This is a genomic window from Aeromonas sanarellii, assembly GCF_000820085.1.
Lineage (GTDB): Bacteria > Pseudomonadota > Gammaproteobacteria > Enterobacterales > Aeromonadaceae > Aeromonas > Aeromonas sanarellii.
Map to the genome: position 1 here is coordinate 110075 of NZ_CDBN01000098.1, position 14323 is coordinate 124397.

A 14323-nucleotide genomic window follows, 5' to 3' on the forward strand; every position below is an offset into this window, starting at 1 on the left:
TGCCGGCCCAGAGTAGCGTATTGCTTTTTGTACAGGCAAGCGCCAAGATCCCGCCTGCGGTGCCGCAGGCCCCTCCCGGCCCCGCCGAGGGGCCACCGGAAACCCGGCCCCTCCTTCATTCACCACCAGAGGCTCTGTGCTGTGCGTCACCTTCCCATCAAACGAGTCATCAGTCTGGCGGCAGGGATCCTGCTCGGCCTCTGGGTGCTGGTGCTGCTCATCCACATGCAGGGAGAGAGCCAGGCCGCGCTGCACAGTGCGGCACGGGACAGGGCCCAGGCGCTGGTCGCCTATGCCGCCCGGGACATGGGTCGCTGGATCAAGGAAGACAAGGAGAGCGAGCTGGAGCGGCTGGCGCAGGATCTCGCCGCCGACCCCGACATCCTGGATGTCACCCTCTACGACGCCCGCGGCATCCCCCTCGCCCAGTCGGATCAGGCGGTACCGCTGGACAGCCTGCTGCCCATCGGCACCGACAACAAGTCCCTGCCGGAGCAGGGCAAGGGGCGCATCCAGTTCGTCCAGGAGATCCTGGAGGGGAACCTGACCCTGGGCTACCTGAGGATCACCCTGGAGGAGCAGAAGCTGCTGGCCGCGCAGGACACCCAGCTCAAGATAAGCCAGGAGAAGCAGCGGCTGATGCTGCTGGTGATGCTGCTGGCCGGCCTGCTCATCTCCTACGGGGTGCGCCGCAACTACGTGCGGGTGCGCAAGCACAAGAAACGCCCGGCACCGCCCCAGACAGGCGACAATGCCCCACCGCCTGGCATCGAATAAGGTACTGCTCGCGATACCCGTCCCCCTCAACTGCTCGAGATGACTATCGAGCGGAGTATCGAGGCGCCTGGCACCGCCGTCGTCGCCGAAACGCCCGTCAACGAAGTGACCTCTCCTCGCTCACCTCATGCCGCCGTTGCCTGACCAGGCTATCCCGCCAGCAGCGCTGCACCGGCGTTCAACTGTCTGCCCATCTGATTCTGCTCACCTTAAGGTGCCAGGCATAGCCTGAGACAGGCGCACTCGAATTTTTCACGCCTTTCCTGCCGGCGTTGGGTGTGATCTCGATTCGTGGTTTATGTTTTCGGTATGAAACGCCCGCCTTGAATGCGATGAGATACCACATTTATGCAAATCATCAGGCAAGGGGTGCATCAGCCACTCCAGCAGAAGGAAGCACAGTCATGAAGCAACCCCTATTTCGCCGGAGCGTGTTGGCAGCCATGCTCGCCCTCAGCACGGGATTGGCTGCCTGCAAAGAGGAGCCGCCTTCCGTCGCGCAAAGTGTTCAGCCCAACGCGGTCTCGGCCGCCAGCACCACCAGTGCAGCGGTCGCACCGCAAGGGCAGCCCGTTAACGCGCAAGCATCGAAATATACCCCAGAGGCGCTTGAGACCCTGCTTGCACCCGTAGCGCTCTACCCGGATGCGTTATTGGCTCAGGTGCTGGCCAGCGCCACCAATCCGCAAGAGGTGCTCGATGCCGGCAACTGGCTGGTCGCCCACCCCAGTCTCAAGGGGAAGGAGCTGACAGCCGCCATTGCGCCGCTGGGCTTTACGCCGCCAACCATGTCGCTGATGCACTTCCCGACCGTCATGGACATGATGTGCTTGAAGATGGAGTGGACGACCGAGCTGGGCAGTGCCTTCCTGGCCGATGAGCCGGGCGTTCTGGCTGCCGTTCAGCGCCTGCGCCAGCAAGCAATGGAGGTGGGCAACCTGAAAGACTCCGAGCAGATGGACGTCGCCAAAGATGAACAGAACAATCAGCAGATCGTCACCATTGCTCCTGCCAACCCTGACGTCATTTATGCCCCGCAATACGACCCAACCGCCGTCTATAGCGCGCCGGCTGCCGGGCCGGCACCGGTGACCACAGAGACCACGACAACGACCGTGCCTGCGACAACGACCACGACAGTGGTGGAGCATGACGATCACGACCATGACAGCGATGACGATGATGAATACGACCGCGATGATATGGTCCTGACGGGCTTGCTCGCCTTTGGTGCGGGCATGCTGGTCAACGAAGTCTTCAACGACGATGACTATGAGGACGACTATCACCCCTATTACCCTAGGTGGGGAGCAGGTTATCCCAGCGGTTACGTCCCCTATCGTTACAACCCCAACTATGGCAACGGTTTTCGTCCCACCAGTGGCTACAACCGTCCGGTCAACTATCAGCGGGGCTCCAACAACAATATTTATATCAACGCCAAGGGGGACGATTACTTCAACAAGTTTGAGCGCGGCCCCAACAACTACCTGCGCCAGGCCGACAGCCCCATCACGGCGGCGCGCCCCAACCGCCCTGAGCTGGCGACCCAGGCACAGCGTCCACTGAATAACGCGGTAGGGGCGGTCCAACGAGACGCAGCACCCAAGGGGACTTATGCGGGGGCCGATCGCCAGCCTAAAGGCGAATACGCCGGCGCACCGCGCGCCGTCAACGAGGTGAACCGGGAGGCTCGCGCAACCGCCCCGAAGGGAAGCTATGCGGGAGCCAACCGCCAACCCCAAGGCGACAATGCCAAGGTGACGCGCGACGCCAGACAGGCGAACAGGGAGGCGAATGTGGCCCAGCGCACGCCGCGCCAGGGCGACTACGCGGGAAACAGGGTCAAGCGCCCGCAAATCACGCCACAAACCGCAGGAGCACGTGACCGCGGCTATGTCCAACCACGCACCACTCACACCAAGAGTGCGACACAGACGGCGGCGCGCAGAGCCCCTGTGGCCTCGGCCTCAACCTCGAGGAGTGCCTTCCAAGGGGTACATAACTCGGGCAGAACCGAACGCGCCGCCAGCCAACGTGGCCGCGAAAGCGTGGCCAGTAGCGCGCGTACAGGGCGCACCACTCAACCCAGACGGAGTACGCGATGATGAAGCGTTTGTTGAAATGGAGTTGGGCCCCCTCATGGGGTTTGGCCCTGCTGGCCCTGGTCTGCGCCAGCGATGCGAGCGCCATGGCGCAGCGCACCTTCGCGACCCCGGATGAGGCGGTGCAGGCCCTGATCACGGCCCTGGAGCAGAACGACGTCGCCGCACTGACGCTGTTGCTCGGTGAAAATAGTGAGGAGGCCGTCACTTCGGGGGATGAGGTGGCCGATGCCAATGATCGCTCCGCCTTCGTCGCGAGCTTCAAGAGCAAGCACCAACTGGTGGCCGAAGGCAGGGATAAAATGATCCTGGTCGTGGGGGAGTCGGATTGGCCACTGCCCATCCCCCTCGTGGCCGAAAATGGCAAGTGGTATCTCGATGGCGCCGCCGGAGCCAAAGAGATCGTCTATCGCCGCATCGGTCGCAATGAGCTGGGGGCCATTGCGGTGTGCCGTGGCTTTATCGACGCACAGCTGGAGTACGCCGCCCTGGGGCATGATGGCCAGCCTGCGGGACTCTTTGCGGCAAAACTGCGTAGTGATCCAGGACAGCACAATGGGCTCTATTGGCCCGTTGGCGAGGGTGAACCAGCCAGCCCGGCCGGAGAGGAGGTCGTCCGTGCCGCGGCCGAGGGCTACAGGGCCGTGGTCGGTCAACGCACCCCCTATCATGGCTACTACTACCGTATCCTGTATGCCCAGGGAGCCGCTGCCAATGGGGGCAAGAAAGAGTACTTTGTCGAAGGGCAGTTAAGAGACGGTGTCGCCCTGCTCGCCTGGCCTGCCGATTATGCCACCAGCGGGGTGATGACCTTCATGGTGAATCACGAGGGACGGGTGTATCAAAAGGATCTCGGGGCCGATACGGCCACCGCCGTCGAGGCGATCCAGCTGTTCGATCCCGACAAGAGCTGGTCGCTGGTGGTTAGCGCTGAGGGGGATTAGGGCACTTTATCTACCCTAGGAGCTTGGCAGCTAACATGGGCCGAGAGCAGCGTCATGGAGATCACAGAAGATGACGCGGGGCCGGTCGGTCCCTCGCTGACCCACCCGATGCTTGGGAGCAGAATGAAGATCGATTGGGTAAGCATATGCTTTCATTTCATGGCCTTACTCTCTTGATTGAGGCCAGGAAACCTAGGTGGCACAACCAGCCCTCTAGGCTTGCATCCCCAATGAGACATAAAAAAACGGCGACCCCAGGTCGCCGTTTTGTATGGAGCCGAAGCCGGGGATCAATCGCCCAGCAGCACGGAGTCCAGCGCGATTTCGATCATGTCGTTGAAGGTCAGCTGACGCTCTTCGGAGGTGGTCTGCTCGCCGGTACGGATGTGATCGGAAACGGTGCAGATGGTCAGCGCCTTGGCACCGTACTCGGCGGCCACGCCGTAGATACCGGCGGCTTCCATCTCGACACCCAGGATGCCGTACTTTTCCATGACGTCGAACATGGAGGGATCCGGGGTGTAGAACAAGTCGGCGGAGAAGATGTTGCCCACGCGCACGGCCACGCCCTTGTTCTTGGCAGCTTGCACGGCATTGGCCACCAGCTCGAAGTCGGCGATGGCGGCGAAGTCGTGATCCTTGAAGCGCAGACGGTTCACCTTGGAGTCGGTGCAGGCGCCCATGCCGATCACCACATCACGCAGTTTCACGTCTTCACGCACGGCACCGCAGGAGCCCACGCGGATCAGGGTCTTCACGCCGTAGTCGGTGATCAGCTCTTTTGCGTAGATGGAGCAGGACGGGATGCCCATGCCATGGCCCATGACGGAGATGCGACGGCCCTTGTAGGTGCCGGTGAAGCCGTACATGTTGCGCACGTCGCACACCTGCTCGACGTTCTCCAGGAAGGTCTCGGCGATGTACTTGGCACGCAGGGGGTCGCCCGGCATCAGCACGGTATCAGCAAAGGCGCCATCTTTCGCATTGATATGAGGAGTTGCCATTCTCTTTATTCCTTCACACTAGGTTGAGTTTTATTGTCTTTATTGGGTTGCCCGCCACCTCGCGGTGACGGGCCGGTGCATTACAGGAAACAGATCCCCTTTGCCTCCGGGGCAGGTCCGCCCCGGGTCGGCATCACAGGAAACTGGTGCCGTATTGCAGCTTGGGCAGACCGTGGTAGGCCGCGATGCTCTGGCCGATGTCGGCGAAGGTCTCGCGACGGCCAACGGAACCCGCCTTGACCGGCTTGCCGTAGAACAGCACAGGGATGTATTCGCGGGTGTGATCGGTGCCGCTCCAGGTCGGATCGCAGCCGTGGTCGGCGGTCAGCACCACCACGTCGCCATCCTGCATCAGCGCGAACAGCTCGGGCAGACGGGAGTCGAAGTACTCCAGCGCATCGGCGTAGCCCTTCACGTCGCGGCGGTGACCGTAGGAGGAGTCGAAGTCCACGAAGTTGGTGAAGACGATGGTGTTGTCACCGGCGGCCTTCACCTCTTCCAGGGTTCGGTCCCACAGCTCGGTCAGGCCGGTGCCCTTCACCTGCTTGGTGATGCCCTGCTGGGCATAGATGTCGGCGATCTTGCCGATGGAAACCACCTGGCCACCCGCCTCCTTCATGTAGTCCAGCACGGTCGGCGCCGGCGGCAGCACGGAGTAGTCGTGGCGATTGCCGGTGCGCTTGAAGTTGCCCTTGCCGCTGCCCACGAACGGACGCGCGATGACGCGGCCGATGTTGTAGGGCTCCAGCAGCTCGCGCACTATGTGGCACAGCTCATAGAGCTTCTCGAGGCCATAGGTCTCTTCGTGGCAGGCGATCTGGAACACGGAGTCGGCAGAGGTGTAGAGGATCGGCTTGCCGGTGCGCATGTGCTCTTCGCCCAGATCATCCAACACCTGGGTGCCGGAGGCGTGGCAGTTGCCGAGGTAACCGGGCAGACCGGCCTTCTCGACGATGGCGTCCAGCAGCTCCTGCGGGAAGCTGTTGTGGTGATCGTGGAAATAGCCCCACTCGAACAACACGGGCACGCCGGCGATCTCCCAGTGACCGGACGGGGTGTCCTTGCCGGAGGAGAGCTCCTGGGCGAAGCCGTAGGCGCCGATCACCTCGACATCCTTCTTCAACCCGGCCGGGAAGGTGCCGCTCGCGAGTTCACCCGCGTGACCCAGACCCAGCTTGTTGAGGTTCGGCAGATTGAGAGGGCCGCGGCCCTCGATCTCACCGGAGGCGCAGGCCTTGGCGATATGGCCAAGGGTGTTGGCGCCCACATCACCGAACTTGTCGGCATCGGCGGCAGCGCCGATACCGAAAGAGTCCATCATCAGAATAAAGGTACGTTTCATGGGACTTCCCCTTGTTACAAATCAGCCAGACCGATGCGACGGTAAACCTCGGGCAGCGCCTGGGGTCGGGTGTCGCCGATCTTGACGGCAGCCTGCACCATGCGGGCTGCCTCGGCAAATTGAGCCTCTGTCTGAGCGTGGATCAGGGCGAGCGGCTTGTCAGCCTCGACGCTCTGACCCAGGCGGATAAAGTCGGTCAGACCGACGGCGTAGTCGAGCTTGTCGCTGGCGGCGCGGCGACCACCACCCATGGCGACCACGGCCAGGCCCAGTTCGCGGGTATCCATGGCGGTCACGAAACCACTGCTGGCGGCATAGACGGGGCGCACTATGGCGGCCTTGGGCAGATAGCTGTCGTGGCGCTCGATGAAGTCGGCGGGACCGCCGAGGCCGGTCACCATGCGACCGAAGATCTCGGCAGCCTTGCCGTTGTCCAGCACCGCCTGCAGCTTGGCACGGGCCTCCGCATCGCTCTGGGCCAGGCCGGCGGAGATCAGCATCTCTGCGCACAGGGCCATGGTCACTTCGTGGATGCGCGGGTTGCGATAGGCACCGGTCAGGTAACGCACCGCCTCGCGTACTTCCACCGCGTTGCCGGCGCTGGAGGCCAGCACCTGGTTCATGTCGGTCAGCAAGGCAGAAGTACGGCAGCCGGCGCCGTTGGCCACCGCGACTATGCTCTTGGCCAGCTCTTCAGATGCTTCAAATGTCGGCATAAAGGCGCCGGAGCCCACTTTCACGTCCATCACCAGCGCTTCGAGCCCGGAGGCGAGCTTCTTGGAGAGGATGGAGCCGGTGATCATGGCGATGGATTCCACGGTGGCCGTGATGTCGCGCACCGCATAGATGCGCTTGTCGGCCGGGGCGAGATCGCCAGTCTGGCCTATGATGGCGACCCCGGCCTCCTTCACCACCTTCAGGAAGCGATCGTTGTCCACCGAGGTCTGATAGCCGGGAATGGCATCCAGCTTGTCCAAGGTACCGCCGGTGTGGCCCAGGCCACGGCCGGAGATCATCGGCACGAAACCGCCGCAGGCGGCGACCATGGGGCCCAGCATCAGGGAGACGACGTCACCCACGCCACCAGTAGAGTGCTTGTCGACGATGGGGCCACCCAGATTGAGGTGGTCCCAGGTCAGCACCATGCCGGAGTCGCGCATGGCGCAGGTCAGGGCAACCCGCTCGTCCATGGTCATGTCCTGGAAGTAGACCGCCATGGCGAGCGCCGCGATCTGCCCCTCGCCGATGGTGTTGTTGGTAATGCCCTGAATGAAGAATTGAATCTCTTGGGTACTGAGCGCTTCACCGTTGCGCTTCTTGCGAATAATTTCTTGAGGCAAAAACATCTTTCATTCCCTCCGTGCGTCACGCACGAACACAGACCGAACAGGATCCTAAGAGGGGGCGGCGCACCGCCCCCTGCCGTCGCTTAGTAACCGCTGGTGTTGGCCGGCTTGTCGCCGTGCCCCAGAGTTGCCAGCAGGCTGGCCAGCAGGCTGGAGGCACCGAAGCGGAAGGTGCGGGCGGATACCCAGTCCTTGCCCAGGATCTCTTCGGCCATGGCGAGGTACTCACCGGCCACGGCGGCGTCCTTCACACCACCCGCCGGCTTGAAGCCGACTTTCGGATCCTTGGCCTTGATCACTTCCATCATGATGCGGGCCGCTTCCGGGGTCGCGTTCACCGGCACCTTGCCGGTGGAGGTCTTGATGAAGTCGGCACCGGCGTCGATGGAGATCTCGGAGGCGCGGCGGATCAGCGCTTCTTCTTTCAGCTCGCCGGTCTCGATGATCACCTTCAGCAGCACCTTGGCACCACAGGCTTCCTTACAAGCTTTGACCAGATCGAAACCGACCTGTTCATTGCCAGCCATGAAGGCACGGTAGGGGAAGACCACGTCCACTTCATCGGCACCGTAAGCGACGGCGGCACGGGTCTCGGCCACGGCGATCTCGATGTCGTCGTTGCCGTGGGGGAAGTTGGTCACGGTCGCGATGCGCACGTCGGCGGCGCCGATCTCACGCAGGGTCTTGCGCGCGATGGGGATGAAACGGGGATAGATGCAGACGGCGGCGGTGAGGCCGGCCGGGGACTTGGCCTTGCGGCACAGATCGATCACCTTCTGATCGGTGTCGTCATCGTTCAGGGTGGTCAGGTCCATCAGGTTCAGGGCACGTTGGGCGGCCAGTTTCAGATCAGTCATGCTATGTCTCCAAAGTCTTGATAAGCCCCATCACCCGCGAACGGCCGTCACCGCACACTGAGGGTCGGCAAGAGACGCTCCCGGAGCAACGGGATATGGAATTGCAGCGCAAATGCACAGGCAATACGGCTGCAAATAAGGCAAGAGCCCTGTCACTTTCTTACAAAAGTGCGGACTTGGTTCCATGAAGACTTGAGAAAGGCAGACAAGGTCTGACCCGACTTCCCAATCAATTCCATTTGACCGCCAACACCCGAATTCATCGGGCATTAGTCAATGCCAGCACCCTGCTGGCATCGCCTATTTCAGCCGAGATACCCCGTGTTTGCAAGCCGGATTTGCCAATTTCAGAGGTACCTCACACCCGGCAAATCCAGCACTGTAAGGTGCTTTAGGAGAAGAAGCGGGTCAGGATCCAGGAGTAGGCAATCCCTCCCAGATACACCCCCACAATCCCCATTACCCCGGACAGTACGGGAGGCGCCGGGATCGGCAACTTGAGGAAAGAAAACAACACCCCAACGATAAAGCCGGCCGCCATTGCCAGTAGCACTTCATTCATAGAACCTCCGATTTGACTCATTTTATTATTAGTCTAGAAAGGAAAACGGTTGTCACCGCTCCAAACGAGAACGCCACAGCAAGTCGCTGTGGCGTTCGTCTTTACCCTCACGGTCAGGCAGTATTACATGCCGGACAGCGCCAGGAAGAAGCCTGCGATGGTGGCAGACATCAGGTTGGACAGAGAACCTGCCAGCACGGCCTTCAGACCGAACTTGGCGATGGTGCCGCGACGGTTCGGAGCCATGGAGCCCAGACCACCCAGCAGGATGGCGACGGAGGACAGGTTGGCGAAGCCGCACAGGGCGAAGGAGATGATGGCCTTAGTGTGCTCGGACATGGCCACGCCGTTGATCAGCACTTCATCCTTCAGGTAGGGGGCGAAATTCAGGTAGGCCACGAACTCGTTCACCACCAGCTTCTGACCGATGAAGGAGCCGGCGACCACGGCTTCGCTCCAGGGCACACCGATCAGGAAGGCCAGCGGGGAGAACAGCCAGCCCAGCAGCAGTTCCAGGGAGAGCTGCGGATAGCCGAACCAGCCACCCACGCCGGAGAAGATGCCGTTGATCATGGCGATGAGGCCGATGAAGGCCAGCAGCATGGCGCCGACGTTCAGAGCCAGTTGCAGACCGGCGGAAGCACCGGCGGCGGCGGCATCGATCACGTTGGCCGGCTTGTCGTCCAGCTCGCCCTCGGCGGTATTCTCGTCGTAGCTGGGGGTCTCGGTTTCCGGTACCAGCAGCTTGGCGAACAGCAGACCACCCGGGGCGGCCATGAAGGAGGCGGCGATCAGGTATTCCATCTTGACGCCCATGGAGGCGTAACCGGCCAGCACGGAACCGGCAACGGAGGCCAGGCCACCACACATGACGGCGAACAGCTCGGAGTCGGTCATCTTGGAGATGAAGGGGCGCACCACCAGCGGGGCTTCAGTCTGGCCGACGAAGATGTTGGCAGTGGCTGACAGGGACTCGGTACGGGAGGTGCCCAGCACCTTCTGCAGACCGCCACCCAGCAGCTTGATTACCCACTGCATGATGCCGAGGTAATACAGAACCGCAATCAGGGAAGAGAAGAAGATGATGACGGGCAGGACACGGAAGGCGAAGATGAAACCACCGCCACCGAACACTTCGAACATCTTGTTGCTGACCAGACCACCGAACAGGAATTCGATGCCGTTCTGACCATAACCGATGACGCTGGAAACGGCATCGGATACGCCCACCAGGATGTCGCGGCCAACCGGGACGTACAGCACGAAGGCACCCAGGCCGGCTTGGATTGCAAAGGCACCGGCGACGGTACGCACTCTTATTGCTTTGCGATTACTGGAAAATAGCACCGCGATAAGGACGAGCGTTGCCATCCCTACCAGACCCATTATCAGATTCATTATTCAGACTTCCTCTTTAGTAGCACCAGCCAGCTTGTTAACGATTTGTGTATTAAAGCCGCTAATCAAGGGTGCGCATTATACTAATTACGGTGCGACAAAATAGAATACTGGTCACATTTTATAAGCCAGAAACGGGCTGAACATCGTTTAATTAGACCGAAAACGATTTTTATGGACGTTGTTTTTTATCACATCGGCATCAATCGTTAACAAGGTGTTGCACTTTAATTTTCCCAGTGGGAAAAGTTGCCGGGTGGATTCATGTAACACCGATATAACATCCTCCAGCGGCTGCTGGCGCAATTGTGCCAGCATGTCGGCGATCACCGGCAGGCTCCCCGGGGTATTGATCTCCCCCTGTCGCCCCTGCAACGGCATGTCGGGGGCATCGGTTTCCAGCACCAGGGCTTCCAGCGGCATGGCTCTGATCGCCTCCCGGGTCTTGTTGGCCCGCTCATAGCTGATGACGCCCCCTATCCCCAGCCTGAACCCCAGCTGCCAGAACGCCTCTGCCTGATGCTGAGATCCGCTGAAGGCGTGGATGACCCCCCCTCTCGCCGGCTTGAAGCGCCGCAGTATCTTGGCGACGGTGTCATTGGCCCGCACCGAGTGGACGATGAGGGGCAGATCGTAAGTCATGGCCAGCCTTACTTGCGCCTCGAACATCTCGATCTGCCCCTCCTGAGACACCTGGGTGCGCAGATCCAGCCCGCACTCCCCGACCGCCACCAGCCCAGGGGGCCGGCTCGCCAGCAGGGACTCCAGCCTGGCCAGCACCCCCTCCGTCTGGGCCCCCACATACCAGGGATGGATCCCCAGCCCATAGCGGATCTCGTCGTGGCGCTCGGCCAGCGTCCTGATCCGTCCCCAGTTCTCCTCTCCCACGGCGGGGATGATATACTCGCCCACGCCCAACTGGCGCCACTGGACCAGCAGGGCCTCCCGCTCGGCATCGAAGACGGGAAAGTCCAGGTGGCAATGGGTGTCTATCAGTTCCATATCGCGCCTATCCGTTTGTCGTACTCACTGGGTTCATCTCATGTCAACACGCGTTTCCCGCGGCTTTACCCTGCTAGAACTGGTGCTGGTCATCGTCGTGCTGGGGATCCTGGCCGTCACCGCCCTGCCCCGTTTCATCAACATCCAGGACGATGCACTCAAGAGCAGCGTCTCGGCGACGGCGGGCAGTTTTGCCAGCGCCGTGCAGCTCGCCCACGCTGGCTGGGCGGTCAAGGTGAAGGGGGAGCCGCTGGCACTCTACAACTTTAGCGGCATGGGCAAGCAGGATCTCGACATCAACCGCCATGGCTGGCCGGTGGGGACCAAGGAGGATCAGGGGGGTCAGGGCCCCGATGCAATCTTCCCCGGTGGCGACAGCGATCAGATCTCCGTCAGCAGCCGGGACGATTGCGAGAGCCTGTTCGGCGCCCTGCTCGACACCGACCTGACGGCAGCCGATGAACGCCATACAGATTCAAAAAGCGACTATATCTCACGGCTGATCCCGGCCAATGATCAACTCGAAGGCAATCTGCGCCACGACAACTGCCGCTATATCCTGCGCGATTCCATCGGCCGCTTTCCGGCGTATCCGGAGGGGCTCTCGTTCGACTACAACAGCGTCACCGGCGCCGTGACGCGCAATTATCATTGAGGGCGTCGTCGCGCGTTTCTGGCGCATCCTCGTCTTCGTCATGGCGCACCGGCGCGCAACAGCGCCGGTTCTCCGGGGTGAGTCCCCACTCCTGGCACCAGGCGTCGTAGCGGGCGAGCCAGCGTAACAAGATACCTTTCATCAGCGCGTTCCTCCCTTCATCAAGCCGTCGGACACTCTGTCGCCTCCCCCTCCAGGTCAGCCAAGTCATTGCGCTCCGGGCGGCAGCAGCAACCCCATGCTGATCTCGTCCACGTAGCCATCATCCAGCCGATAGGCCCGCCGCCGCAACCCCTCGTCCCGGAAGCCGCACTTGCGATAGAGGGCGTGGGCCACCTCGTTGTGGGCCATCACCCCCAGCTCCAACCGCTGGATCCCGAGCTCGCCGGCGGCCGCAATCAGGGTGCGCAGTAACCGCTCACCCCATCCCAGCCCGCGAACTCTCGACCGCAGCCCCATCACCACCAGGGCGCAGTGGCGGTTGCGCGCCAGGCCGCCGCCGATGAGCACGGCAAACCCTTGCACCTCCCCGGCCAGCACCAGCAGCCACATGGCCTGATTGGGGGCCGCCGCCATGGCCTCGAGCCGCTGGCGCTGCCCCTCGATATCCGAGGGGCGCTCCCCCGCCTCATACAGCATGAAGCGGGTCTCCCTGTCCAGTTGCCCAAAGAAGTGATCCAGCGCCGCTGCATCCTCCACCCCTGCCAGACGAATCATCACCCCTGATCTCCCTGCCTGGTGGTTACACCGGTCCACGGCCATAAAAAAACGACTCCATTTGGAGTCGTTTTTATCAGAGCCATCTGGCTAATTCAATTCAGGCCTTGGCCGGCAGGCTCAGACGAGCGACCGCTTCGACGTGCATGGAGTGCGGGAACATGTCCACCGGCTGCACCTCGTCCAGCACGAAGCCCTGCTTGACCAGCCAGGCGAGATCCCGGGCCAGGGTCTGCGGGTTGCAGGAGACATAGACCAACCGGCGCGGGGCCATGGCGACCAGGGTCTGCAGCACCGCCTTGTCACAACCCTTGCGGGGGGGATCCATCACCACCACGTCGGCGGTCACGCCGTCGGCATGCAGCACGGGCATCAGCTGCTCCGCCTTGCCCACGTGGAATTCGGTGTGCTCGATGCCGTTCAGGGCCGCGTTGCGGCGGGCGTCGCTGATGGCGCTCTCCACCGACTCTATCCCCACCACCCTGGCGGCCTTGCCCGCCAGGAACAGGGAGATGGTGCCGATTCCGCAATAGATGTCGAACACCGTCTCGCTGCCGGTCAGCTCGCAATATTCCAGCGCCTTGGAGTAGAGCACGTCGGTCTGGCCCGGATTGTTCTGGAAGAAGGAGAGGGGCGAGATCTCGAACTCGAGCTCGTGGATCTTGTCGCGGATCACCCCGCTACCCAGCAGCACCCGGTTCTTGTCGCCCAGGATGCGGTTGGTGCGTTCGCCATTGATGTTCTGCACCAGGGTAGTGACGGGCAGATCGCTTAAGCACGCCAGCAACTCGGCCTCGAACGGCAGCTCCTCGCCCAGGGTCACCAGCACCACCATCAGCTCGCCGCTCTTGAAGCCCTTGCGGGTCATCAGGTTGCGTATGCAGCCGGTGTGGGCCACCTCGTCGTAGGCCGCGACCTCGTGCTCGCGCATCCACTGGCGCACCCGGGCGTTGAGCTCGACGTGGAGCGAGTCCTGCACCGCGCAATCGTCGGCGGTGATGAGATCGTGGGAGTGCTTGCGATAGAAGCCGATCTCGGCCCCCGCCTCGCTGCCGCGCACGGCATACTGCGCCTTGTTGCGATAGGCGAAGGGGCTGTCCATGCCGAGGATGGGATTGACGATGGTCTCGCCCAGCCCCATCTGCTCCAGCGCGCTCTGCACTAGAGTCTGCTTGAGAGCGAGCTGGGCCGGGTAGGCCAGCGGGCGCACCTGGCAGCCACCGCACTCTGTGTTGGGGCAGAAATCGGGCACCCGATCGGCAGAGGGCCCGGTCAGCTCGACCAGCTTGCCGTGCAGGTAGTTGGGCTTGACCTCGGTCAACTCGACCAACGCCTGCTCACCGGGCAGCAGACCCTCGACAAACAGGGGGCGATCGAACAGGCGACCCTTGCCATCCCCCTTGTCGGTCAGTTCCAGAATATCGATCCGATGTTGGTGTCCCACTAACGGCATGAGCGGCTCCGAAGGCGTATAAGAAAGGGTGGCGGCAGGGCTGACCCGGCGACCCCGCATAAAGGGTGGCAGAGTTTAGCGAAGATCCGCCCAAAATGCAGGCACTAAACCGCCTCTTCATGCAAATAACGACGGGGCCCCTTCCCCGCCCCGTAGCGCCA

Annotated in this window: 12 protein-coding genes and 1 pseudogene; 4 read left to right on the forward strand and 9 right to left on the reverse strand. The window is 62.0% G+C overall.

Annotated features, from left to right (window positions below; all coding sequences use genetic code 11):
- Nucleotides 1-141: 141 nt before the first annotated feature.
- From BN1132_RS18800 to BN1132_RS18810, 3 genes are all read left to right on the forward strand, one after another.
- Nucleotides 142-777 (forward strand): AhpA/YtjB family protein, encoded by a 636-nt coding sequence (locus BN1132_RS18800; RefSeq protein ID WP_042079342.1) that lies wholly within the window; start codon nt 142-144, stop codon nt 775-777.
- A 404-nt stretch (nt 778-1181) separates the two neighbouring features.
- Nucleotides 1182-2885, forward strand: a complete 1704-nt coding sequence (locus BN1132_RS19225; protein ID WP_052447054.1) for a DUF3300 domain-containing protein — start codon at nt 1182-1184, stop codon at nt 2883-2885.
- Entirely contained in the window at nt 2882-3826 is a 945-nt protein-coding gene (locus tag BN1132_RS18810; protein WP_084203127.1) for a DUF2950 domain-containing protein, read from the forward strand. The genes BN1132_RS19225 and BN1132_RS18810 overlap by 4 nt, the downstream gene beginning before the upstream one ends.
- A gap of 290 nt (nt 3827-4116) precedes the next feature.
- Here the strand turns inward: BN1132_RS18810 and deoD are convergent, their stop codons facing one another.
- From deoD to BN1132_RS18845, 7 genes and pseudogenes are all read right to left on the reverse strand, one after another.
- A complete protein-coding gene (deoD, locus tag BN1132_RS18815; RefSeq protein WP_042079343.1) occupies nt 4117-4830 on the reverse strand; it encodes a purine-nucleoside phosphorylase in 714 nt (237 codons plus the stop codon).
- Between the two features lie 133 nt (nt 4831-4963).
- Nucleotides 4964-6172 carry a phosphopentomutase gene (locus BN1132_RS18820; RefSeq protein WP_042079344.1) on the reverse strand — a complete coding sequence of 403 codons (1209 nt, stop codon included), beginning with the start codon at nt 6170-6172 and terminating at the stop codon, nt 4964-4966.
- Between the two features lie 14 nt (nt 6173-6186).
- The gene (gene deoA, locus BN1132_RS18825) at nt 6187-7518 is read right to left on the reverse strand and encodes a thymidine phosphorylase (protein ID WP_042079345.1); all 1332 of its coding nucleotides are present in this window, start codon (nt 7516-7518) and stop codon (nt 6187-6189) included.
- Nucleotides 7519-7601: 83 nt separating this feature from the next.
- Entirely contained in the window at nt 7602-8375 is a 774-nt protein-coding gene (gene deoC, locus BN1132_RS18830; protein WP_042079346.1) for a deoxyribose-phosphate aldolase, read from the reverse strand.
- A gap of 391 nt (nt 8376-8766) precedes the next feature.
- The gene (locus BN1132_RS18835) at nt 8767-8937 is read right to left on the reverse strand and encodes a XapX domain-containing protein (RefSeq protein ID WP_010673027.1); all 171 of its coding nucleotides are present in this window, start codon (nt 8935-8937) and stop codon (nt 8767-8769) included.
- Nucleotides 8938-9060: 123 nt separating this feature from the next.
- Nucleotides 9061-10335: a NupC/NupG family nucleoside CNT transporter gene (locus BN1132_RS18840; protein ID WP_042079347.1), complete on the reverse strand. Its 1275-nt coding sequence runs from the start codon at nt 10333-10335 to the stop codon at nt 9061-9063.
- 216 nt (nt 10336-10551) lie between these two features.
- Nucleotides 10552-11337, reverse strand: a pseudogene (locus BN1132_RS18845) (TatD family hydrolase); the annotation flags it as partial.
- Nucleotides 11338-11377: 40 nt separating this feature from the next.
- Here BN1132_RS18845 and tppF point away from each other — a divergent pair.
- Nucleotides 11378-11992 carry a type IVa pilus pseudopilin TppF gene (gene tppF, locus BN1132_RS18850; RefSeq protein WP_042079348.1) on the forward strand — a complete coding sequence of 205 codons (615 nt, stop codon included), beginning with the start codon at nt 11378-11380 and terminating at the stop codon, nt 11990-11992.
- Between the two features lie 207 nt (nt 11993-12199).
- Here tppF and BN1132_RS18855 read toward each other — a convergent pair whose 3' ends face one another.
- Together BN1132_RS18855 and rlmD are read right to left on the reverse strand one after the other, a co-directional pair.
- Entirely contained in the window at nt 12200-12709 is a 510-nt protein-coding gene (locus BN1132_RS18855) for a GNAT family N-acetyltransferase (protein ID WP_209428985.1), read from the reverse strand.
- A gap of 100 nt (nt 12710-12809) precedes the next feature.
- On the reverse strand, nt 12810-14162 hold the full coding sequence (gene rlmD / locus BN1132_RS18860) for a 23S rRNA (uracil(1939)-C(5))-methyltransferase RlmD (protein WP_042079350.1): 1353 nt from the start codon (nt 14160-14162) through the stop codon (nt 12810-12812).
- Nucleotides 14163-14323 lie beyond the last annotated feature (161 nt).

What these genes read in the sequence shown, in the direction of transcription:
- tppF (WP_042079348.1), top strand. Translation starts at nt 11,378, where the DNA reads ATGTCAACACGCGTTTCCCGCGGCTTTACCCTGCTAGAACTGGTGCTG.
- deoC (WP_042079346.1), bottom strand. Translation starts at nt 8,375, where the DNA reads ATGACTGATCTGAAACTGGCCGCCCAACGTGCCCTGAACCTGATGGAC.
- BN1132_RS18835 (WP_010673027.1), bottom strand. Translation starts at nt 8,937, where the DNA reads ATGAATGAAGTGCTACTGGCAATGGCGGCCGGCTTTATCGTTGGGGTG.
- BN1132_RS18810 (WP_084203127.1), top strand. Translation starts at nt 2,882, where the DNA reads ATGATGAAGCGTTTGTTGAAATGGAGTTGGGCCCCCTCATGGGGTTTG.
- BN1132_RS19225 (WP_052447054.1), top strand. Translation starts at nt 1,182, where the DNA reads ATGAAGCAACCCCTATTTCGCCGGAGCGTGTTGGCAGCCATGCTCGCC.
- BN1132_RS18840 (WP_042079347.1), bottom strand. Translation starts at nt 10,335, where the DNA reads ATGAATCTGATAATGGGTCTGGTAGGGATGGCAACGCTCGTCCTTATC.
- deoD (WP_042079343.1), bottom strand. Translation starts at nt 4,830, where the DNA reads ATGGCAACTCCTCATATCAATGCGAAAGATGGCGCCTTTGCTGATACC.
- BN1132_RS18855 (WP_209428985.1), bottom strand. Translation starts at nt 12,709, where the DNA reads ATGATTCGTCTGGCAGGGGTGGAGGATGCAGCGGCGCTGGATCACTTC.
- rlmD (WP_042079350.1), bottom strand. Translation starts at nt 14,162, where the DNA reads ATGCCGTTAGTGGGACACCAACATCGGATCGATATTCTGGAACTGACC.
- BN1132_RS18820 (WP_042079344.1), bottom strand. Translation starts at nt 6,172, where the DNA reads ATGAAACGTACCTTTATTCTGATGATGGACTCTTTCGGTATCGGCGCT.
- deoA (WP_042079345.1), bottom strand. Translation starts at nt 7,518, where the DNA reads ATGTTTTTGCCTCAAGAAATTATTCGCAAGAAGCGCAACGGTGAAGCG.